Origin of the sequence: Archangium sp. (assembly GCF_036388035.1) — a bacterium.
In the GTDB taxonomy this organism is placed as follows: Bacteria; Myxococcota; Myxococcia; order Myxococcales; family Myxococcaceae; genus Archangium.
Window position 1 is genome coordinate 1 of sequence record NZ_DASVSO010000744.1, and the last position, 22,592, is coordinate 22,592.

Sequence of the window (22,592 nt, forward strand, 5' to 3'; positions counted from 1 at the left end):
CCAGCCTCGTGCCGGTGGAGCACGAGAACACGGACGACTTCCACGACGTGGGGCTGAACCTGAACCTGGTGCTGCGCTGGGAGTACCGGCTCGGCTCGACGCTGTACGTGGTGTACACGCACGGGCAGCAGCGCTTCCCCGTGGCCGACGGCGTGCGCCCGCCCCGCACGCTGATGCCCCAGGGGCTGCTCGCCGGCCCCGCCAACGACGCGCTGATGGTGAAGTGGTCCTGGTACTGGGGCGCCTGAGACGGTCCGCCACGGTGCGTCATGGCGGCCCCGTCCGAATCCACGCTAGGCTCCCAGGCCTCATCCAAACGGAGATCCGAGGGGGGGCCCACATGGCAGGCATCCAGGGAGTGGAAGGACTGACGGTGTCGCAGCTTCAAGACGAGCTGCGGCGCGGCGGCAGGTTCGTGACGTTCGAGTACTGCATCTCCATCCTGGTGATGACGTTCAAGCGCTCGTCGGACGTGTATTTCATCCGCGCGGGCGAGGGCACCGGCGGCAAGAGCCTGAGCTACACGCTCATCTCGCTCTTCTTCGGCTGGTGGGGCTTCCCCTGGGGATTCATCTACACGCCGATGGCGCTCGCGACGAACCTCGGGGGCGGCAAGGACGTGACGGAGCAGGTGGTGTCCGCGATGCTCGCCCCCGCCTACGCTCCCAGCGAGGACTGAGGCGGGCGGGCGGAGGGGCCTACTCCACTGAGGGACTGGTGTCGCCCGGCATCAGCGCCTGCCGCGCGAGTGACACCGGCAACCCCAGCCGCAGGAAGCGGTCGTGGAAGTCGCGCAGCGAGAACGTCCGCCCGTGCGCCTCCAGGTAGCGCTCGTAGTCCTCGCGCAGCTTCAGAATCTGCATCCGCCCCAGCGCGTAATAGAGGTACGTCGGGTTGAACGTGCCTCGCTGCACCTCGCGCAGCGCCGGGAAGGCCTCGAAGTAGGCGATCTCCGCGTAGCGCCTCGCCGCCCCCTCCACTGACTCGCCAAAGGCGTGCATCGACAGGCCCGCGTGCCACCGCGCATGCCGCTGCAGCGCTCGCCGCAGCTGGCCCAGGCGCACCGCCGGGTCTCCCCCACCGAAGCCCTCGTCCACCATCATCTGCTCCACGTAGTGCGCCCAGCCCTCCACCAGCGACGCGGGCGTGAACACCTTGCGCACCTCCGTCGGCACCTGGGCCTCGTACAGCAACTGCACGAAGTGGCCCGGCATCGCCTCGTGCACCGTCACCCCCAGCAGCCCCGCCTGGTTGAAGTACGTCAGGTGCTGCGCCTTCTGCTCCTCCGTCCACCCCGGCTCCACGTTGGTGATGTTGTAGAAGGCCTCCGTCGCCCGTGTCTCGAACGGCCCCGGCGTGTCCATCGACGCGAAGCCCATCCGCGCGTACGGCGGCGTCTCGCGCACCGTCGGCAAGCGCTCCGAGGGCAGCGTCAGCAGCCCCTTCTCCAGCACGAATCGCTGGCACGCCTCCAGCTGCTTGCGTGCCGTGGGAATCAGCTCCTCGGCCGACGGGTGGTCGTGCGCCAGCGCGGCCATCACCGCCTCCGGCGTCTTCGTCGCGTCCACCCGCGCCGCCTCCGCCGCCACCCACGCGTGGTACTCGCGGATGGCCCGCTCGTTGATGTCGCGGAGCTGCTCGGCCGTCAGCGCCACGTGCTCCTCCAGCGCGAGCTTCCTCTCGAAGAGCGCCCGCCCCAGCCGGAAGTCCCCGTTCGCCTTCGGCAGCAGCTGCTTCTCCTGCCACTGCGCGAAGCCGTCCACCTCGGCCGTGGCCCTCGCCAGCGCGGCGGAGAAGTCCTGTCGCAGCGCCGCGTCCACCTTCCCGAGCCCCTGTGCCTCCAGCGCTTTCGGCAGGTCCGAGCGCAGGAAGCCCACCGTGCCGCGCGTGTCGCGCAGGGCCTGCTCGGCCCACGGCTTCGGCACATCGCGCAGGTTGGCCTTCGCCGCGGCCACCACGGAGGCAATCCCCTCCATCCGCGCCATCAGGCTCCGCATTCGCTCGTCCACCGGAGCGAACTCCCGCTGTGACAGCGACGAGAGGCCATTCGCGATGGTGCTGTTGTAGAGCATCGGGTTGCGCTGCCAGTCGCGCACCTCCTCCAGCTCCAGCAGGTCCGCGCGAATCGCGTTCTCCAGGATGCGCACGTCGAATACGGCGTACCCGGTGAGCCCCGAGCGGTCCAGCCGCTCCAGCCGGGCGAGCCACCCGTGCAGCGCCTTTCCCTTGCGCTGGTGGGCCTCGGCCGACAGGTCCGGCAGCCGCGTGTCGTACGCGTGCAGGCCCAGGCTCGTCGAGCGGACCGGATGGGCGGCGTAGTACCAGTCGAGGTACTCCCGGGCGAAGCGGGTGTACTCGGCATCGGCGGCGGTGGGAGCCAGGGTGGACGCGGAGGCCGCCGGCTCGAGGCCCGTGCGGGGAGCGCAGGCGGGAACCAGGAGCAGGGCGGCGCAGCAGAGGGTGGCGCGGAGGAGCACGTCCGCAGTGTCCTTCTCCGGTGCGCGGCTGGGAAGGCTCTCGGAGGGGGGGCGGCCGGGCGGGCATGACTCCCGGGCGCCCGTGCATGTCCGCCACCGAATGCCGTCCAACCCCGTGAATGCCATCTTCAACATTCCGTCCCGAGCCCCCATGCACGAGGGACGTGCGGGAGAACCCCCTCTGGGCTATGGGTTCCCCCGCCTGCCATTCCGAGCTCCGTGCAACCCTCGAGGCGAGCTCGCTGGAGGAGGTACCCAGAGATGTCCGTACAGCAGCCGAAGAAGAAGCGCTGGCCCTATGTCGTGGGCGGCATCGTCCTGCTCCTCGTCGTGCTCGTGGCGGTCGCCCTGTGGCGGCTCGACGCCTTCCTGCTCCAGCGCGCCCGCACCGAGGCCGCGCAGCTCTCGCAGCAGCTCGGCCGGCCGGTGGACATTGGCGACATCTCCACGCAGCTCGTCCCCCACCTGGGCGTCGAGGTGGAGAACGTGGTGGTGGGCCCCGCCGAGGGTGAAGAGGTGCCCCTGGCGCAGATGAAGCGGCTCGACGTGGGCGTGGCGCTCTGGGCCGCGCTCACCTCGCGCGGCCAGGACATCCAGGTGAAGAACGCCGAGGTCTCCGGCCTCACCGTCAACGTCGTCCGGCTGCCGGACGGCACCACCAACGTCTCACGGCTCCAGGAGCGGCTCGCCCAGCAGCAGCCGAAGGAGGGGCCGCCGGCCGAGGAGCAGCCGCCCAAGGACCTGTCGGGCGTGCGCGTGGACCGGGCGGCCCTCACCGACGCCACCATCCGCTTCATCGACCGCGGCGGCGCCCAGGCGCGCGAGCTGGCCATCTCCGACCTCGACGTGGAGGTGAAGGACCTGCGCGCGGGCAAGCCGCTGGAGGTGAAGCTCGACGCCGCCGTGCTCGCGGACAAGCAGAACCTCCACATGCTGGCGCGCACGGCGCCGCTGCCCAATACGCTCACCCCGGTGCCCGAGCGCGTGGAGCTGAAGTCCGAGCCCATCGACCTCACCCCACTGGGGCCCTTCCTCGGCCCGGAGGTGGGACTGCAGGCGGGTCAGCTTCAGGCGGACTGGACGGCCGAGCTGGGTGCCGCGGTGCCCGGTGGCAACGGGCCCACGAAGCTGACGGGCGGACTGCGCGCCCAGGGCCTGCGCTTCGCCGGCGCCGAGGGCGGCAAGGCGCTCGACATCGTGCTGGACACAAACGTCTCGGGCGACATGCAGAAGGGGGACCTGTCGCTGGAGAAGCTGCGGGTGGAGCTCGGCCCGGCGCGCATCACCGGCCAGGGCCAGGTGAAGGGGCTGCTCTCCGAGACGCCCACGGTGCAGGGCTTCGAGGTGGTGGGCCAGAACCTCGACCCGGCGGTGCTGGCCGAGTACTACCCGCCCCTGCGCAAGCAGCTCGCCAACCAGGTGGCCGGCCCCATCGGGCTGGTGGTGCGCGGCGGTGGGACGGAGCAGGCCCAGGCGCTGACGGCGGAGGTGGACCTGACGCCGGTGCGGCTGCGCATCCCCGAGCAGCTCTCCAAGGAGGCGGGGGCGCCCATGCGGCTGACGGCCCGGCTCACCGGCGCCGCGGCCAGCGGAGGCGCGCTGCGCTTCGACACGCAGACGGACCTGACGGGCGTGGACATGCGGCCGGGGCTGCTGCTGGACAAGCCGCCCGGCCAGCGCTTCACGGTGGACACGGCGGGCACCTACCAGCCCGAGCAGGGCAAGCAGCCGATGAAGGTGGACTTGAGCCGGCTGAACGTGGCGCTGCTGGACTCGACGCTCGCGGGCACGGCGTCGTACGCGCAGGCGGGCCGGGGCACGAAGCAGACGACGACGTTCGCCCTGGCGCTCGCGAGCCCTCGGCTGAACGCGGACGAGCTGCTGATGACGGACGAGGAGGTCGCCGCCGTGGCCGGTGGCGTGCCCCAGGAGGCGCCCGAGGATCCCAAGCGCTTCACCGGCATGCGCGGAGACATGCGCTTCGAGATTGGCGCGCTGCGGATGAACGAGATGGACCTGTCCAACATGGTGGCCGACCTGAAGATGGTGGACGACCTCATCACGGTGGAGCGCTTCAGCACGGGCGTCTACGGCGGCACGGTGTCGGCGAACGGGAGCACGGTGCGGCTGGGGCCCGCTCCCGAGCAGCGGCCCTTCGAGCTGAAGGCCGAGGTGCGCGGCATGGACGTGGCGCAGGCGATGTCCAAGCGGGTGCCGCGCAAGGTTCTGGACGGGAAGTTCGACGGGCAGATGAACCTGTCGGGCGTGGGCTACTCGATGGAGAGCCTGCAGGAGCGGCTCGCCGGGGCCATTGATGGGACCCTGCTGGGCGGGGTGTTCTCCAGCATGGACATCCCGGCGGCGGTGTCCGGGCCGCTGGTGAAGGCCCTGCCATTCGCGGGCAAGGCCCTGTCGAGCGATGGCGTGACGCGGCTCGCGGAGCAGCTCCCGTTCGGGGTGACCATCAAGAACGGCGTGGCGCAGCTCTCCAAGCCGATTACGTGGACGCGGCCCGAGGCGGCGATGAGCTTCGACGGCGGCATCCGGCTGGACGGGACGCTGGACCTGGCGGGGACGGTGAACCTCGAGCCGCCGCTCATCCAGAAGATCACCGCGGGCCGGGCGAAGCCGACGGGGCCCGTGCCGGTGGCGATGAAGCTGACGGGCAAGGCGTGGAGCCCGGAGGTGACGGGGCTGGACGTGAAGCCGGCGGCGACGGCGATCGCCAAGATGGCGGCGGCGAGCGCGGCGACGGAGCTGCTGGGTGAGAAGGGGAAGAAGGTGGGCGAGGTCATCACCGGCGGCACGAAGGCGGCGGAGGACGCGGCGCGGGCCGAGGCGGAGAAGCGCCAGAAGGAAGTGGAGGAGCGGGCCCGTCAGGAAGCGGAGGCCGCGCGCAAGAAGGCCGAGGAGGAGGCGAAGAAGCGCGTCCGGGGCATCTTCGGGCGTTAGCGTAAGCTGGAGCCACGATGCCCACCACACTCGACCGGATCGAAGTCGAAGGCTTCAAGTCCATCCGCGAGCTGCGGCTGAATTTGAAGCCGTTGAACGTGCTCATCGGCGCGAACGGCGCGGGGAAGAGCAACTTCATCTCGGTCTTCGGGCTGCTGCGGCACATCCTCGAGAGCAGGTTGCAGGTCTACGTGGCGCAGGCCGGAGGAGCGGACGCTCTTCTCCATTTCGGCAGCAAGCAGACCGCGGCACTGAAGCTGAGACTGACACTCGGAAGACTCGGTTACGAGCTGGAGCTGGCCCCCTCCACCACCGATACCCTGTTCTTCGCGCATGAGCAGTACCAGCCAGTCCTGTCCGCCAATGATATCTGGGCCATCCAGGGGCATAGAGAGGCACTGCTGCCGGGGGGACCTCACCACGGTCCACAATCCCAGCATGTCCTCGAACGCATGCAAGGCTGGCGCGTCTACCACTTCCATGACACCAGCGCGTCCGCGAAGGTGAAGCAGACGGGAGACCTTGGCGACAACGAGGCACTCCGGCCCGATGCCTCGAACCTCGCCGCCTTCCTGTTCCTCCTGCGCACGAAGCATCCCGAGAGCTACCGCCGGATCGTCTCGACCATCCGACTCGTCGCGCCTTTCTTCGACGACTTCCGGCTGCGTCCCAGTCCCTTCAACGAGCAGAAGATCCAGCTCGAATGGTCCGAGCGCAGCTCCGATGCGTATTTCAACGCGCACGCGCTCTCGGATGGGACGCTGCGCTTCATCTGCCTCGCGACGCTGCTGCTCCAACCCAATCTACCGTCCCTCATCCTCATTGATGAGCCGGAGCTGGGGCTGCACCCCTACGCCATCCAGGTCCTGGCCGGGCTCGTGCGGAGTGCCTCCGAGAAGACGCAGCTCATCCTCTCCACCCAGTCCGTGTCCCTGGTGAACCAGTTCGCCCCCGAGGACCTCGTGGTCATCGACCGGAGCAATGGCGAGTCCCTCTTCCGCCGCCTCTCGCCGGAGGACACGAAGGACTGGCTCGAGGACTACAGCCTCGGGGAACTCTGGGAGAAGAACGTCTTCGGCGGGCGGCCCGGCTGAGCCATGAAGCGCGTCCTCATCCTCGTCGAGGGACAGACGGAAGAGGCCTTCGTCCAAAAGGTGCTGGCTCCGCACCTCCTCGCGCTGAACGTGGTGCTGACTCCGACGATCCTCGTCACCAAGTGGGTCAAATCCGGAGGCCACTTCAAAGGCGGAGCCACCAGCTACGCCAAGGTGAAGAGGGATCTGAAACGGCTGCTGACCAATGCCGAGTGCATCACCACGATGCTCGACTACTACGGCCTCCCCGATGATTTCCCAGGACTGACGGACAGGCCCACCGGCAACTGCTACCAACGTGTCGAGCACGTCGAGCGGGCCTTCCAGACCGACATCGCCCACCCGCGCTTCCTGCCGTACCTCGCGCTGCACGAGTTCGAGGCCCTGCTCTTCACGGAGCCGGCACGCTGCACCTCGGTCTTCTTCGATGTACCCGGAGCTATCGAGAGCATGCAGGCCATCCGTGCCGGCGTGGCCTCGCCCGAGGAGATCAACGAGGGCCCGACGACGGCCCCCTCCAAGCGCATCCAGAAGGTCTTCCCGGGTTACCAGAAGACGCTGCACGGGCCCCTGGCCACCATCGAGTACGGGCTGGCCCCCCTGCGCGCGGCCTGCCCTCACTTCCACAAGTGGGTGTCCGCCCTCGAAGCCCTCTGAGCCGAGGCTCTCGCGCCCCCACTCACGGGGCCGCGGTGGCGATCCGGGCCGGGCTCGCTCCCACGCTCGCCGGCCCACTCGGCCTCGGCAGGAACTCGCGGACGGCCTCGTGCTCCGGCTCGGTGGCGAGGAACACCTCCGGGCTCGCCTCCCGCAGCAGCCCCACGTTGAGCACGTGCTTGCAGTAGCCCCAGTGGCCCGTGTCCCAGTAGCTCAGGCGCTCGTTGTAGACGGCTCGGCCCCACTCGCCGGGCGCCACGCTCAACAGCTCCTCGGACGGCTGGCCCCGCGCCCTCTCCCAGCTCCACGCGTGCGCTCCCGGCAGGCCCCTCCGCCCATGGTCGAGCAGCACCCGGACTCCCGCTTCCGTCCGCTCGACCCGGAAGCCCTCCACCTCCTCGAAGGGGCTCCGACCGCTCCGGATGCGCGAGCCCTCCCGGGGCTGGAACTGGTTCCTCTCGGAGAAGTAGACGTGGTGGATCCTCAGGGTGCCGTCGTCCGACCCGAGCCACGTCTCGGGGAGCACCAGCGCCAGCGGCGTCTTGCGCAGCCTCGCTCCCGCTCCCCCTCGCGACTCCGTCGTCCACTCCGTCGTGAGCAGCTGCACGACCAGACCGCAGATGCCGGTGCTCGCATGGGGAGTGCGTCTGTTTCGGTGCCGGGCCATGGTGTGACTCCCAGACAGGGCGATTCCCCAGAACGGACGAGGGGCCCCCTGCCCTCGTGATTCCCCGAGCGAAGACACACCCGGCCTCCCATGGAGGGAGGAAGTATCCGCAACCCCAGCAATCCCGACAATCCCCTCTGGCGCTTTTCCGGCCCACGGCATGCCCGGGTCTCGCAGCGCCACCAGCGCGACGAGGGCCCCCCTCACCGTCCCGCGGACTCGAAGTGCGCCGGCCCCTCGCTGGAGGAGAGCTGCTCCAGCAGCGCCCGCGCCTCCTGGAGGTCGACTGACTCCACCCCCGCGTCGAAGCGGGCGAGGATCCGCACCAGGCGCTTGCGGGCCGCCTCCGGCCGTCCCGAGTCCCGCAGCAGCCGGCCCAGGCTCACCACCGTGCGCAGCTCGAAGAGCAGGGCCCCCTGCACGCGAGCGACGGCGAGGGCGCGGAAGAACGCCTCCCGCGCTTCGCGCTCCCGCCCCCGGGCGCGCAACAGCTCCCCCCGCACGCGGTGCAGCTCGACCTCGAAGCCGCGCTCTCCCGTCCTCTCGGCCTGGTCCAGCCCCTCGTGCACGGCCACCAGCCCCTCGCGGACCTGCCCCAGCTTCAGGTGAAGCTCCGCGAGCGCACCGTGGCCGTAGGTCCGCGCGCACTGAAGCCCCCGGGCCTTCAGGTCCTCCATCTCCCGAGAGATGAGCGCCACGGCTTCCCGAGGTTGTCCCAGCTCGGCCAGGGCCCAGAGCCGGAGGAGCCGAGCCCAGGCGGGCCATATCCAATAGCTGTGCTCGCTGGAGATGGCGATGACATCGTCCGCCCACCGCAGGGCCTCCCGGACATCCCGACGAATGAAAGCGGCCAGGGCCGTGTAGGTCGTCACCATGGCCTCGGTACCGGGCTCGCCCAGTCGCCGGGCCAACATCACCTGCTCCCGGCCATGCGCCCGGCCCTGCTCCAGGCGGCCCGAGACCGAATGGGTCATGGCGGCATAGGTCAGGGCGGCCACCCACACCCGCTCCTCCTCTTGCGGCACCCGCGCCTCGTGTCGCTCGAGGCTCGAGCGGGCACAGGCCATCGCGCGCTTGCTGGACTCCAGGGCGTCCCGCGCGCGGCCCCAGTAGGTCAACACGAAGGCCCTCATCTGGTAGCCCGAGGAGAGCACCCCCGGCTCTTGCTGGCGCTCTCCCTGGCGCAGCACCTGCTCGGCCAGCGCGTAGCACCGGGAAAACTCCGCTCGGGTGATGTGGTAGCTGAAGATGTTCCAGCAACTCTCTCCAAACTGGAGCGTGTACGCGTCGACTCGGGACAGCAGCTCCCAGACCCGGGCATACGTCCGCGCCGCCTCCGGCGAGTCGAACCCCCGCTGCATCGCCTGGCAGTAGCCCAGCAGAGACAACACCTCCAGCTCCTCGGCGGGGTGTCGAAGGGCCTCTGGCAAGCCGTGGAGCATCTCTCGCGCTCGCGAGAGATGCGCCTCCGCTTCTGGAATGGCCATGTGACGGGTGATGGCGAACAAGCCAGCCCGGCTCCAGTAAGAGATGGCCGACGCGGGCTCCCCTCCCTCCGAGTAGTGGTGCGCGAGCAGCTCGGGCCGGGCCGCCACCCCTTCGGGAAAGCGCTCCTCCAGGACCCGGGCGATGCGCCGGTGGTGCAGCCTGCGCTCGCCGCGTGTCAGGGACTGGTAGGCCGCCTCCTGGAAGAGCGCGTGCCGGAACTGGTACCCGGGCCCGTCCGGCTCCTCCCGCTGCTCCTCGAGCAGCCCCGCCTCCACCAGCCCCGCCAGCTCGCGCCGCAGCTCCGCCGGCTCGCGCTCCAGCACCGCCACGAGCAGCTCCAGCGAGAAGTCCCGCCCCACCACCGCGCCCAGCCGCGCCAGCTCCTTCTGCCGCGAGGGCAGCCTGTCCAGCCTCGCCAGCAACAGCTCGTGCAGGGTGTCCGGGATGGACGCCACCTCCCCCTCCTCCAGCGCCAGGCGCGTCATCTCCTCGATGAAGAGGGGAATCCCATCCGTCTTCTCCACCAGCGCCCGCACCGTCTCCTCCGGCAGGGGCTTGCCGTGGGCCACCTTCTTCACCAGGGCCGTCGCGAGCTCCGCCGGCAGGCGCTCCAGGGTGAGCCGGTGGAAGTCGGCACGGGAGGGCCAGGAGGGATGGAACTCGGGGCGGGCACTGAGGACGACGAGCAGCCGCGCTCCCTCGAGGCGGCCGAACAGCAGGCCGAGGAGCGCGAGCCAGGAGGAGTCGGCCCAGTGCAGATCCTCGACGACGAGGAGGATCGGGCGCTGCCTCGCCACGCGCAGCAGCAGCTCCACCAGCGCCTCGTAGGTCTTCTCCAGCCGCCGCTCGGGCGTGAACCGGAGCACCGGGGAGCCCTCGGGAACGGGCAGGGAGAGGAGCAGGCCCAGCAGCCGCACCTGCTCCTCGGGCAGCCCCGAGGCACCCAGCCGCGTCGCCCACGCCTCGGGGTGTCGCGGCGCGGCCCCCTCCCGGGAGGAGTGGAGCAGGCGCTGGAGCAACTCGACGGGGGGAGGAGGGACGGCGCCACAGGGCTGGGACCAGCACTGGAAGCGCAAGCCGCGGCCCCCGTCCAGGGGCATGTGCTCGCGCAGCTCCTGGATGAGGCGGGACTTGCCAATCCCCGTCTCGCCCCGCAGCAGGACGAAGGCGCCCCGCCCACTCCGGGCCGTGTCCCAGAGCGCCTGGAGTCGCCGCAACTCGGGCTGCCGTCCCACCAGCGGCGTGAGACCACCGGCCACGAACGTCCGGTCGAACCGGACCCGGACCTCCCGCTCGCGCAGCACGCGGTGGACGGACATGCGGGTGGATCCCGTCAGGCCCTTGAAGGCTCGCGGCTCGAGCGCTTCCGTCTCGAAGACCCCGCGCACCTGCCGCCACGTCGTCTCGCTCAGACGCACCTCCCCGGGCCTCGCATGGCGCGCGAGCCAGGACACCACCTGCGGAATCTCACTCTGCAGGGTGCGCGGGTTCATGAGCATGACGCCCGTGTGAAGGCCCGCCTTCACCCCCAGCCCCGAGAGGGACAGGTGGGGCAGCCGTCCCCGGAGCGCCTCGCGCAGGTCGTGGGTCAGGTGCAGCGCCGTGCGCACCGCGCGCTCCGCGTCGTCCTCGCGCACCTGGGGGCAACCGAAGGCGGCGAACACCTCGCCCGCCAGGTAGAAGCCCACGTTGCCGCCATGCCGCCGGATGACCTCCTCACAGCCCTGGCGGAAGGCCCCCTCCACCTCCCCCAGCTCCTCGGCATCCAGCCGCCCCGCCAGCCCCGCGAGCCCCGTGAGCTGGCAGGAGAGCAGCACCAGGCGCTGGCGCCGCGGCGTCACCGTGCCGAGCTCCTCGAACCCGGACCCGGCGAGGCGCGTGCGCAGCTCGCACAGCTCCCACAGCAGCTGCCGCGCCGTGGGAAAGCGCCGGGCCGGGTCCTTCGCCAACGCGGTGGAGAGCAGCCGCTCCACCTCCGGCGGCACCTCCGGGCTGCGGGCACGCACCGGGGGCACGGGCTCCTCCGACGTCACCCACTCGCGCAGCTGCGCCGGGGTCGCGCTCGAGTAGAGCACCCCGCCCGTGAGCATCTCGTACAGCACCACGCCCGCCGCCCACACGTCCGTGCGCGCATCCTGCGCCTCGCCCCGCCACTGCTCCGGCGCCATATAGGCCGGCGTCCCCGCCGAGGGCAGGTGCGGCGCGCTCGCGGCGCTGGCCGCCAGGAAATGCGACAGGCCGAAGTCCAGCAGCTTCACCGTCCCCTGCCGGGTGAGGAAGACATTGCCCGGCTTGAGGTCGCGGTGGACGATGCCGCGCTCGTGCGCGTGCGCCAGGCCCAGGGTGATGCCCTCCAGCACCTCCAGCGCGCGCCGCACCTCCAGCCGTCCCCGCTTCAGCAGCCCCGAGAGCGACTCGCCCTCCAGGTACTCCATCACCAGGAAGGGCACGCCCGGCTCGTCGGGAATGCCCACCCACTCGGACACGTCGAAGATGCGGACGATGTTCTCGTGGTCCAACCGGGCCACGGCCCGCGCCTCCCGTAGCGCCTCCTCCATGAAGCCCGCCCGGGGTAGGAGGAACTTGAGCGCCACCTCGCGGTGCAGGGTCGCGTCCGTCGCGCGGAAGACCTGGCCCATGCCCCCGCCGCCCACCCACTCGAGGATGTGGTACCTGCGGCCGTCCGGACCCCCGAGCCACTCTCCGGGAATCGGCAGCAGCGGCTCGTCCTGGCGCAGCGCCCGCACGAAGGAGTCCTCGAGGTCGGAGTCCCCCCAAGAGGCACGCTCCGCGCTCGGGGGGGCCCCCGCGTGCTCGCCTTCTCGACTGGAGTCCCGGCTCATCGCGCTCCCTCATGGCTCGGCTGCTTCAACTCAAGAGGGAGTGGCCCTCCTGGCGTTGTGAGCCCGGGAGGGCGAGCGGAGACGCCTCAGTGCCGCGTGATGCCCGGAGCGGGAGCCAGCATCCGAGGGCCCAGTCGGTCCCGGTTGTGCGGCGCCAGCAGGTCCACCGCGGGCCCCATCGGGACGATGCGCGAGGGGTTCACCGAGTCCTGGCTCCAGTAGTAGTGGACCTTGATGTGCTCGACGTTCGTCGTCTCCGCGAAGCCGGGCGTCTGGTACAGGTCCAGCAGGTAGTTCCACAGGTTGGGGTAGTCCTGGAGCCGCGACAGGTTGCACTTGAAGTGCGAGTAGTAGACGAGGTCGAAGCGCACCAGCGTCGTGTAGAAGCAGAGGTCCGCCTCGGTGAGCACCTCGCCGCACAGGTAGCGCTGCCGGTCGAGCACCCGCTCCCAGTGCTCCAGCGCGCCGAAGAGCTCCCGGCACGCCAGCTCATAGGCGCCCTGGCTCTGGGCAAAGCCCGCCTTGTACACGCCGTTGTTCACCGGCTCGTAGAGCGCGTCGATGGTCGCGTCCACCTGCTCGCGCAGCCCCTCGGGCCAGAGCGTCACCGGGTGCTCGGCGAAGGCGTCGAACTCGGTGTCCAGCATCCGCATCAGCTCGCGCGACTCGTTGTTCACGATGGTCCGCTCGCGCACGTCCCACAGCACGGGCACCGTCACCCGCCCCGAGTAGTGCGCGTCCGCCCGCTGGTAGAGCTCGCGCAGGTAGTGCGCCCCGTTGAGCGTGTCCTCAGTCGAGCGCGGATAGCTTCCAAACCGCCAGCCCTCGCGCCCCATGCGGGGGTCCACCACCAGCAGGCCCACCGCCTTCTCCAGTCCCTTGAGCTTGCGCATGAGGAGCGTGCGGCTCGCCCACGGACAGGCGTAGGAGACATAGAGATGGTAGCGGCCCGCCTCCGCCGGGAAGCGCCCTTCCCCGCTCGCGGAGACCCGATCATGGAAGCGCGTTCGCGGACGCACGAAGCGTCCAGCCTCGTCCGGAGCGTACCAGTCCGTACGCCACTCTCCGTCCACCAGCATTCCCACCAGAGCTCACCTCCGATGGGGAAACCTTCGACACGCCGCGCCACGAGCACAACCACCCAGGCAGGCGGAGGAGCGGAGCCCGCGCCGCACGTCCGCCCGCTTCCTCCACCCGGGTTGCCGCTGACTGTTCTCCAGATGGAAGACCCGTCTCCTCTCCCGTGGGTGAGTCGAGGTATTCATGGCGGGTCGCCCTCCTGCCAAGGGAACGTCCCCCGCGTGTTGTCCCCCCGCTCCGTTCCGCTCTCCGCCGTCCTCTCCCTGGGGCTGCCCGCGCTGGCCACCCTCGCCCTGCGCCACCTCGCGGGCGAGGCCACGTGGGTGCACGAGCCCCTCCACTCCTCCCTGGAGACGGCCGGGGGGCTCATCGCCCTCTCGGTGGCCGCGGTGCTGCTCGGGCGGCGCCACGACCGGGGCCAGGAGGCGCACCTGCGGTGGGTGATTACGGCGCTGGTGTGCATGGGGCCGTTGGACCTCACCCACTCGTGGCTCCACGCCAGCCCCGCCTTCTTCTGGTCCCGCGCCCTGCCCACCCTCCTGGGCGGCCTGCTCATCGCCCTCGTCTGGCTGCCCGAGCGGTGGACCCGGAGCCGCGCCGGAGAGCGCCTTCCGCTCGTCGTCGGCCTGCTCACCCTCGCCCTGTGCACGGCCCTCGCCGCCTGGCCCCAGGCCTGGCCGCGCGCCTTCTCCGTGGAGGGCGACTATGTCCTCTGGGCCCGGCTCATCAACATGGTGGGCGGCCTGGGCTTCCTCACCGCCGCCGCCTTCTTCCTGGGGCGCTACCGGCGGGAGGGAGCCGCCGAGGACCTCGTCTTCGCCAACCACTGCCTCCTCTTTGGCGTCGCGGGCCTGCTCTTCGGGGCGAGCCACCTGTGGGGGCCCATCTGGTGGCTCTTCCATGGGCTGCGCCTGCTCGCCTACCTCGTGGTGCTCCGCCACGTCGTCCAGGTGTACCGCGGACGGCAGGCGGCCGAGGAGGAGGGGCTCGTGCGGCGGCTCGAGCGGAGCGAGGCGCAGATGCGCCTCGTCACCGATGCCCTCCCCGCCCTCATCTCCTTCATCCAACCCGACGGCCGCTACGCCTACGTCAACCGCGGCTACGTGGAATGGTTCGGCCTCGCGCCCGAGCAAGTGCTCCATCGCCCCGTGCGCGACGTCGTCGGCGAGGCGGCCTTCGCGAGCGCGCGTCCGTTCCTGGAGCGGGCGCTCTCGGGCGAGAGCATCTCCTTCGAGAGCGTGATGCCCTACCGGCACGGCGGCACCCGCCACATCCGCGCCTCGTACATGCCCCAGCGCGGCGCACGGGGGGAGGTGGAGGGAGTCGTCGCGCTCGTGGCGGACATCACGGCGGAGAAGCGCGCCCAGGAGCGGGCGACGCGGTTGCAGGCCCTGACCTCGGCCGTCTCGCGCGCGCTGACTCCCGAGGACGTGGCGCGCGCCGTCCTCGCCGAGGCGGTGGAGGGCCTTGGCGCGGGCTCGGGCTCCTTCTTCGCGCTGGAGTCGGAAGGTGGCCCGTTGCGCCTGCTGCACGCCCAGGGGCTGCCCGTGGGGATGATGACGGGCCCGCACGAAATCCCCCTCGAGGCCCCCCTGCCCGTGGCGAGCGTCGCGCGCTCGGGCACCCCCCTCTGGGTGGAGTCGGCCGAGGCGATGTGCCGGGACTTCCCGGGCATGGGCCCGGTGCTCAAGGTGAGTGGCAACCAGTCGTGGGCCGTGCTGCCGCTGCTGGGACGCTCGCGGCCGCTGGGCGTCCTGATGATCGGCTTCCCCCGCCCGCATGTGCTGGAGGCCGAGGATCGCGCCTTCCTGGTGGCGCTCGGCCAGCAGGTGGCCCAGGCCTTCGAGCGCGCGAACCTCTACCTCGCGGCGCAGGCCGCGGTGCGCGTGCGCGAGGACTTCCTGTCCGTGGCCGGGCACGAGCTGCGCACCCCGCTCACCTCCCTCAAGCTGCAGTTGCAGCTGTTGGAGCGCACCCGCCCCTCCGACCTGAGCGCGCCGCGCCTCCAGGGGATGCGCCGGCAGGTGGGGCGCCTCGAGTCCCTCGTGGAGAGCCTCCTGGACGTGGGGCGGCTGTCGGAGGGCCGGTTGTCGCTGGAGCTGGGCGAGGTGGAGCTGGGTGCCCTGACGCGCGAGGTGCTCGAGCGCCTCGAGGACGTCTTCGAGCGGGCCGGCTGCGCGGTGCACCTGGAGGCGCCAGCGCCGGTGCACGGTCGCTGGGACGCGCAGCGGCTGGACCAGGTGCTGGTCAACCTCCTCACCAACGCGGCCAAGTACGGCGCGGGCCGTCCCGTGCACGTGCGGGTGGAGGAGGCGGGGGGCCTCGCGCGGCTCACCGTCCGGGACGAGGGCATCGGCATCGCGCCCGAGGCGCTGCCCCGCCTCTTCGGCCGCTTCGAGCGCGCGGTGAGTGACCGGCGGTACGGCGGCATCGGCCTCGGCCTCTACATCTCACGCCAGCTGGTCGAGGCGATGGGCGGCCGCGTGTCCGTGCACAGCCGTCTCGACGAAGGCTCCACCTTCACCGTCGAGCTGCCGCTGCGGCCCGCCCCGGCCGAGGAGGGCCTGGCGCCCCTGACGGCCGACTGAGCCACCCCGCCCGCTAGGAGCGAGGCAGCTCCACGAGGAAGGTGGCCCCCTGCCCCGGAGCGCTCTCCACGCGGATGGTGCCCCCCATGGCGGTGACCAGCTCGCGTGTCATCCACAGCCCCATGCCCAGGCCCCCGTAGTGCCGGTCACTCACCGCGCGCTCGAAGCGCTCGAAGATGCGCGACTGGACGTCGGGGTCGATGCCGATGCCCTCGTCCCGCACCCGCAGCTCCACCCGTGACGCGGTGGCACTCAGCGCCACCTCCACTGGCCGGCCCGCGCCGTACTTGCACGCATTGGACAGCAGGCTGCCCAGCACCTGCTCCACCCGCAGCCGGTCCCACCGCGACACCACCGGCGCGTCCACCCGGACGCGCAGCTCACAGCCGGCGCGCTCGGCATCGGGCCGGAAGTGCTCGACCACGTCGCGGATGAGCGCGACCAGGTCCAGCTCCTCCGGGTGCAGCACCAGCCGGCCCCCGGTGACGCGCGAGACGTCCAGCAGCTCGTTCACCAGCATGCCCAGCCGGCTCACGCTGCGCTCCATGCCCGCGAGCCGCGCCACGGTCCGCTCGGACCAGCCCTCCTCCCGGCGCGCGCTGCCCAGCAGGGCCTGCGTGTTGAGCTTCAACGAGGTGACGGGCGTGCGCAGCTCGTGCGCGGCCACCTGGAGGAAGTCGTCGCGCAGCCCGATGGCCTTCTGCGCCTCGCGGTAGAGCAGCGCGTTGTCCACCGAGACGGCCGCCCGGCGCGCGAGGTCCTCGGCCAGCCGCAGCTCCTCCTCACCATAGCGCGGGGCGGCCTCGCCGCGCACGAGCGTGATGACGCCCAGCACCCGCTCGCGCGAGCGCAGCGGCACCACGAGATAGGACTTCAGCCCCAGCTCCCGCGTGAGGCGCAGGTGCTCGGCATCCCGCGCATGGCGGACGAGCGCCTCGTCGGGAATGTCGGGGATGAGCAGCGGCTCGCCGGTGCGCAGCACCTGGAGGGAGCCGGAGGTGGTCTCCGGGGCTCTGGGGTAGCGCCGCGCCAGCTCCTCGGCCATCCCTACCTTCTCCGGGTCCCTGTGGACGATGACGAGCTGGCGCACCTGCCCCCGCGCATCCAGCACATCCACCGCGCACCAGTCGGCGAGCACGGGCACGGCCAGCCGGGCCACCCGCCCCAGGGTGTCCTCGTAGTCGAGCGAGGCCGTCAGCACCTCGCTGGCCTGGGCGAGGAAGCGCAGGTTGTCCTCCGAGCGCCGGCGCTCGGTGACGTCCATCAGCGTGCCGATGAAGCGCACGGCCCGGCCCTCCGTGTCGAAGAAGCAGCGGCCCCGCGCCGCCCCCCACCGCTCCACGCCGTCCGACAGCCGCCGGGTGCGGTACTCGACGCCGAGCTCCCCCCCGCTCTCGGGGAGCACGGCCCGCCGCACCGAGTCCTCCACCCGGGGCCGGTCCTCCGGGTGGATGCGCGCGAGGAAGGTGGCGTAGTCCACCTCCGCCTCCAGCGGCACCCCGAAGAAGGCCTTGCACCGCGCGTCCCAGTGCAGCACCCCGGTGTCGATCTGCCAGTCCCACGTCCCGAGCGCGGCCGAGTCCAGCGCGAGCCGCAGGTGGGTCTCGCTCTCGCGCAGCGCCACCGTCTGCCGTTGCAGGGATTGGGAGAGGGCCTGCGCGCGCTCGCCCGCCTCCGCCGCCTCGCGCAGCCGCCGCTCGCGCCGCTCGCGCTCGTCGCGCACCCGGGCGCCGTAGCTGGCGAAGAAGTGTCCCAGCCGGGGCTCCTCCTCGAGCAGGGGCCCCAGGTGCTCCTGGACGCGTTGGTCCACCTCGTACACCAGCTCCGGATGGGCCTCCACCCACTGGTGGCACGTCTTCATGTAGGCGAGGAACGCGACGAAGTGTCCATAGAGCTCTGGGCCGAGCAGCCGGCGCACCCGGTCCCGGCACCGCTCCGCCTCGGACTGTTGGACGAAGAGGAAGGCCGAGCACCGGAACAAATCCTCCTCCAGTGGGGAGCCGGGCTCCGGCCAACCCCCCGGCGCCTCGCAATGAGCTTCCATGCGAGCGAGCGCCTCGTCGATGGCCCCGTGCGCGGGAGGGAGGCGCTCCAACAGGTCCAGCACCTGCGAGGCCTTCATCCCCATGGGCCGCAGCGCACACGAGTGACACACGATGCAGTAGGGCACCATGCAGTAGCGCGACACGTAGGCGAAGAGCTTCTCGCGGAAGAGAGCCGGGAGGGGATTGTCCACGTAGGCGAAGAGCGTCTGGTGCCAGAGGTTCTCCAGCACCCGCGGGTTGTCCTCCGCGGGGACGAAGAACGGGGGGAAGAAGCCGAAGCGCGCTTCGATCTCCTCCCGGATGTCCCGTGCCGTGCGCATTCGTGGAATGTGTCGAGTCGCAGCCTTCCTGGCTCAAGGTTCTACAGGGGGTGGACGGGGCGCCAGTCCCGGTCCGCCTGCCTGGAGTGCTTGCAGGAGCACCTCCTCCGGTGGCTCCAGCTCCCGCGGCAAGCGGCTCAGGCTGTCCGTCACGTGCTGCTCGATGAGGCCGAGCCCCCGCTGGCGGGCGAGCGCGAGGGCGTGGAGGAAGTGGAGCTTCGCCTCGTGGGCCCGTCCCTCCGCCCGCAGCAGCTCTCCATGCAGGTGGTGCAGCTCGACCTCGCTGCAGCGCTCTCCCGTGGCTTCCACACCCTCCAGGGCCTCGCGCACCACGGCCAGCCCTTCCCGGACCTCCCCCAGTGCCAGGAGACCCTCCGCGAGCAGGTAGCCTTGAAAGGGCAACATGCTCCGAAACCCCAGGCTCCTCCAGTCCTCCATTCCCCGCCGGATGAGCACGAGCCCCTCCCGAGGCCGCCCCAGCCCGGACAGGCACCAGCCCTGGATGAGCAGCCCATAGACGTGCAGCATCCTGTTGCCGTGCTCACGGCAGAGCTCGAGGCTCCGCTCCACCCGCTCCAGGGCCTCCCCCAGCTCGCCGCGGATCCGAGAACTCAGCGCCGTGTAGAACAGCACGGAGGCCCGGGTCTGGGGATGGTCGACACGCTCGGCCCCTTCCTCTGCCTCGCGGCCATACCTCCGGGCCTTGTCGAGCTGGCCGAGCGCCGAATAGATGACGGACGCGAAGGCCAGCGTCATCGACCGGGGCTCCAGCCCCTGGCGTGTGGCCAATCGCCGGAGCGCCTCGGGCTCGAGCGGCAGGGAGGCTAGCGCGCGCTCGGCGTGCTCGGCGGCGGCTCGCATCTGGCCCCAGGACAGGAGGCTGCTGGTGATCATCCGATGGCCCATGGAGAGCAGCTCCTGGTTGTGCTGCCGCTCCCCCAGGTCCACGAGCATCCCCCCCAGCTCCAACGTCCGCTGAAACTCCACCCGCACGAAGGCGTGGGCCTGGAGGGACACGAAGCACAGCTCGGTTCCCGGCAACTCCTCACCCACCAGGGTGAAGAGCGCTCGGATGCGAGCGCACAGGCGCTCCATCTCGGGCGAGCCGTAACCGTGCTGGTAGGACAGCGGGACGCCCAGGGCCAGCAGGAGCTGCAGCTCCTCGCGGTGGCGACGCTCCGCCTCCGGCAGGCCTGGCAACAGCTTCAAGGCCCGGGTGAGATGGTGCAGCGCCTCCGGGTACGCCATGCGCTGGTTGGCGAGCTGCCCCGCGCGGAACCCATGGCGGATGGCGGGCTCGACCTCCCCCGCCTCCGTGTAGTGGTGCGCGAGCATCTCCGGCTTCGCCGCCACCAGGGAGGTGAAGCGCTCCTCCAGGACCCGCGCGATGCGCTGGTGGTGCTGCCTGCGCGTGCTCCGGGACAAGGACTGATATGCCGCGTCCTGGAGGAGCGCGTGCCGGAACTGGTACATGGGCGCGCCGTCGGCCCCCATCGCTTCCCCCAGCAACCCCACGTCCATCAACCCGGCGAGCTCTCGCCCCAGCACCGCGTCGTCCAGGTCCGTCAACGCGGCGATCAGGGCCCGGGGGAAGTCCCGCCCCACCACCGCGCACAGCTGGGCCAGGGCCCGCTGGCGCGAGGGCAGCAGGCCCAGCCTCGCCAGGAGCAGCTCCTGCAGGGTGACGGGGATGGACGCCTCCGCCCCGCCCTCCAGCACCATGCGCGTCATCTCCTCGATGAAGAGGGGAATCCCGTCCGTCCTGCGCACCAGCCGTTGGACGGTCTCCTCCGACAGCGCGTGGCCCCGGGCCACCTCCTTCACCAGCGTCGCGGAGAGTCCGGCCGGCAGCCGCTCCAGGGCAAGCTGGTGGAGCCAGGGCCGCCGAGGCCAGTCCGGCTGCTGCTCCGGGCGGGAGCTCAACACGACGAGGAGCCGCTCCTTCTCGATGCGCTCCAGCAGGAAGCCGAGGAACTCCAGCCGGAGGGAGTCGGCCCAGTGCAGGTCCTCGATGACCAGCAGCACCGGCTCCTCCCGACGAGCCCGGTACAGCAGGAGGTGCGCCAACACCTCGAAGCTCCGCGCCTTGCGCCGCTCGGGCGTGAGCAGGAGCGCCGGAGAGTCCTCGGGAACGGGCAGGGACAGCAGCACGCCCAGCAGGTGCGCGTCCTCCGTGGACAGGCCCATCTCCCCGAGCCGCGCCTCCACCTTCCGCAAGCGCTGGGGTGGAGACTCCTCCGGGCTGAACTGGACCGCGACCTGGATGAGCGCGAGGGCCGGGTGCAGGGCGTCGATGCCGAAGCGGGACCGGCACTGCACGCGCAGCAGGAGGGCCGACTCGGGCGCCACGCGCTCGCACAGCGCCTCGATGAGCCGGGACTTGCCGATCCCCGCCTCACCGCTCACCCGGACGAACGCCCCCTGTCCGTGCCAGGCCCCCTCCCAGAGCGACAGGAGCCGCTCCAGCTCGGGCTCGCGCCCCACCAGCGTCGAGAGGCGCCCGGCCACGCGGGCGCTGTCGAACCGGGAGGCCCCCTGGCGCTCGCCCAGCACGCGGTGGGCCTCCAGCCTCACGACCCGCGAAAGTCCCTCGAAGACGTGGGGCCCGAGCGATTCGGTGTGGAACACCCCGCGCACGAGCCTCCACGAGGTCTCGCCCAGGGCCACGCCCCCGGGTCCGGCCCGCCGCGCGAGCCACACGGCCACCTTCGGGGCCTCGCCCTGGACGGCCAGCCCTCCGCCGCCTCGCGAGTCCGGCGCCTGCACGCGCACCACCACCTGCTCCGTGTGGATGCCACAGCTCACGGACAGGCCGGAGAGGGGCAGGTGGGGCAGCCGGCGCTGGAGCAGCTCCCGCAGCTCCCCGGTGAGCTGGAGCCCGACGCGCACCGCGCGCTCCGACTCCCCCTCCCGCTCCTGGGGACAGCCGAAGCACGCGAGCACCTCGCCACCCATGGACAGAATGGTGGCGCCGCCCTCCCTCAGGATGGCCTCCGCGCACAGCTCCTGGAAGGCCAGCTCCAGCTCGCCCAGCTCCTCGGCGTCCAGCGGCGCCTGCCTTTCGGCGAGCCCCGTGAGCAGGAGCGCCACCAGCGTCAATTGCCGACGTTGGAGGGTCCGCGAAATCCCGCAGCCAGGCTGGAGCCGCTCCCGCACCTCCTTCAGCTCCGAGCGCAGCTCCAGCGCCGTGCAGAAGCGCCGGGCCGGGTCCTTGGCCAGCGCGGTGGTCAACAGGGCCTCCACCTCCTGGGGCACCTCGGGCCGGCGTGCGCGCACCGGGAGCACGGGCTCGTCGGAGGTGACCCACGCGCGCAACGCGTCGAGGGTGGCGCTCGGTCCCGGCACCCGGCCGGTGAGCAACTCGTGGAGCACGACTCCGACGCCCCAGACATCGGCGCGTGCATCCTGGGGCTCGCCCCGCCACTGCTCGGGCGCCATATAGGCCGGCGTCCCGGCGATGGGAATCTCGGGTCTCCGGGCGATGCAGGCCGGCGTGAGGTGCGACAGGCCGAAGTCCAGCAGCTTCACCGTCCCCTGCCGGGTGACGAAGACGTTGCCGGGCTTGAGGTCCCGGTGCACGAGGTGGCGCTCGTGCGCGTGCGCCAGGCCCGCGGCGATGCCATCCAGGATCTCCAGCGCGCGCCCGACGTCCGGCGGCCCCCGCTTGAGCAGCGCGGCGAGCGACTCGCCCTCCAGACACTCCATCACCAGCACGGGCAGGCCCGCCTCTCCGGGCGCCTCCCGCCACTCGGACACGTCGAAGATGCGGACGATGTTCTCGTGGTCCAGCAGGGCCACCGCCCGCGCCTCGCTCAGCACGGCCTCCGCCTCGAGGCCCGGCCGGGGCAGGAGGAACTTGAGGGCCACCACGCGGCCCAGCACCTCGTCGCGCGCGCGGAACACCTGCCCCATGCCTCCCCCGCCCATCCACCCGAGCACCGTGTACCGCTGCCCGTCCGGGCCTCCGAGCCGCTCTCCGGGGAGCGGAAGCTGAGGGGTGGTTTCGAGCTGGAGCAGCTCCTGGAGGAAGGAGTCTCCGGACTCGTCTTCCTCGCGGAAGGACAAGCCCCGGCTCCCGGGTAGGCCCCCCTGCTCGTATGCCCTGGAGACATCCTTGCTCATCGTCGCGCTCCCCGCTTCCGGCCGGGCTCCTGCATGGGCCGGTCTCCTCCTCGGAAGACAGAGTGCGCTCCCTGGGATGTGACGGAGGGCCTGCCTGGAGCCCTCATCAGGAGCGGTGCAACCGTACGGGCAGGCACTCAGTGCAGCCCGCGCCCGGGAGGAGAGGGCGCCTCCCCGGGCCCGAGCTCCTTCAGCAGGGCCCGGGCCTCGCGGAAGTCGAGCGCCTCGGAGCCCTCGTCCAGCCGCCCGAGGGCGAGCA

Annotated in this window: 12 protein-coding genes; 6 read left to right on the plus strand and 6 right to left on the minus strand. The window is 71.4% G+C overall.

Translation table 11 applies throughout. The annotated features are described in order from the left end of the window. Both VF697_RS30520 and VF697_RS30525 read left to right on the plus strand, forming a co-directional pair. Positions 1-248 (plus strand): hypothetical protein (locus tag VF697_RS30520; RefSeq protein WP_331100432.1); only part of this gene is annotated, 248 nt, incomplete at its 5' end. 92 nt (positions 249-340) lie between these two features. Beyond that, positions 341-679 (plus strand): hypothetical protein, encoded by a 339-nt coding sequence (locus VF697_RS30525; RefSeq protein ID WP_331100434.1) that lies wholly within the window; start codon positions 341-343, stop codon positions 677-679. Positions 680-698: 19 nt separating this feature from the next. Here VF697_RS30525 and VF697_RS30530 read toward each other — a convergent pair whose 3' ends face one another. Continuing rightward, entirely contained in the window at positions 699-2,477 is a 1,779-nt protein-coding gene (locus tag VF697_RS30530) for a DUF885 domain-containing protein (RefSeq protein ID WP_331100436.1), read from the minus strand. 261 nt (positions 2,478-2,738) lie between these two features. On the opposite strand from VF697_RS30530, the gene VF697_RS30535 reads away from it, so the two are divergent. Genes VF697_RS30535 through VF697_RS30545 form a run of 3 tightly spaced genes read left to right on the plus strand, consistent with a single transcriptional unit; the run spans position 2,739 to position 7,180 of the window. Beyond that, entirely contained in the window at positions 2,739-5,429 is a 2,691-nt protein-coding gene (locus VF697_RS30535) for an AsmA family protein (RefSeq protein WP_331100437.1), read from the plus strand. 17 nt (positions 5,430-5,446) lie between these two features. Beyond that, the gene (locus VF697_RS30540) at positions 5,447-6,523 is read left to right on the plus strand and encodes an AAA family ATPase (RefSeq protein WP_331100439.1); all 1,077 of its coding nucleotides are present in this window, start codon (positions 5,447-5,449) and stop codon (positions 6,521-6,523) included. 3 nt (positions 6,524-6,526) lie between these two features. Then, positions 6,527-7,180 carry a DUF4276 family protein gene (locus tag VF697_RS30545; protein ID WP_331100440.1) on the plus strand — a complete coding sequence of 218 codons (654 nt, stop codon included), beginning with the start codon at positions 6,527-6,529 and terminating at the stop codon, positions 7,178-7,180. Between the two features lie 22 nt (positions 7,181-7,202). Here VF697_RS30545 and VF697_RS30550 read toward each other — a convergent pair whose 3' ends face one another. From VF697_RS30550 to VF697_RS30560, 3 genes are all read right to left on the minus strand, one after another. Continuing rightward, on the minus strand, positions 7,203-7,847 hold the full coding sequence (locus tag VF697_RS30550) for a hypothetical protein (protein WP_331100441.1): 645 nt from the start codon (positions 7,845-7,847) through the stop codon (positions 7,203-7,205). 203 nt (positions 7,848-8,050) lie between these two features. Then, positions 8,051-12,178: a protein kinase domain-containing protein gene (locus VF697_RS30555; protein ID WP_331100442.1), complete on the minus strand. Its 4,128-nt coding sequence runs from the start codon at positions 12,176-12,178 to the stop codon at positions 8,051-8,053. 86 nt (positions 12,179-12,264) lie between these two features. Beyond that, a complete protein-coding gene (locus VF697_RS30560) occupies positions 12,265-13,257 on the minus strand; it encodes a glutathione S-transferase family protein (RefSeq protein WP_331100448.1) in 993 nt (330 codons plus the stop codon). A gap of 222 nt (positions 13,258-13,479) precedes the next feature. Here VF697_RS30560 and VF697_RS30565 point away from each other — a divergent pair, with 222 nt between their 5' ends. Next, positions 13,480-15,846 carry a sensor histidine kinase gene (locus VF697_RS30565; protein WP_331100443.1) on the plus strand — a complete coding sequence of 789 codons (2,367 nt, stop codon included), beginning with the start codon at positions 13,480-13,482 and terminating at the stop codon, positions 15,844-15,846. A gap of 13 nt (positions 15,847-15,859) precedes the next feature. On the opposite strand, the gene VF697_RS30570 is transcribed toward VF697_RS30565, so the two are convergent. Further along, positions 15,860-18,211, minus strand: a complete 2,352-nt coding sequence (locus tag VF697_RS30570) for an ATP-binding protein (RefSeq protein WP_331100444.1) — start codon at positions 18,209-18,211, stop codon at positions 15,860-15,862. 33 nt (positions 18,212-18,244) lie between these two features. After that, positions 18,245-22,333, minus strand: a complete 4,089-nt coding sequence (locus tag VF697_RS30575) for a protein kinase domain-containing protein (protein ID WP_331100446.1) — start codon at positions 22,331-22,333, stop codon at positions 18,245-18,247. Positions 22,334-22,592: the final 259 nt, after the last annotated feature.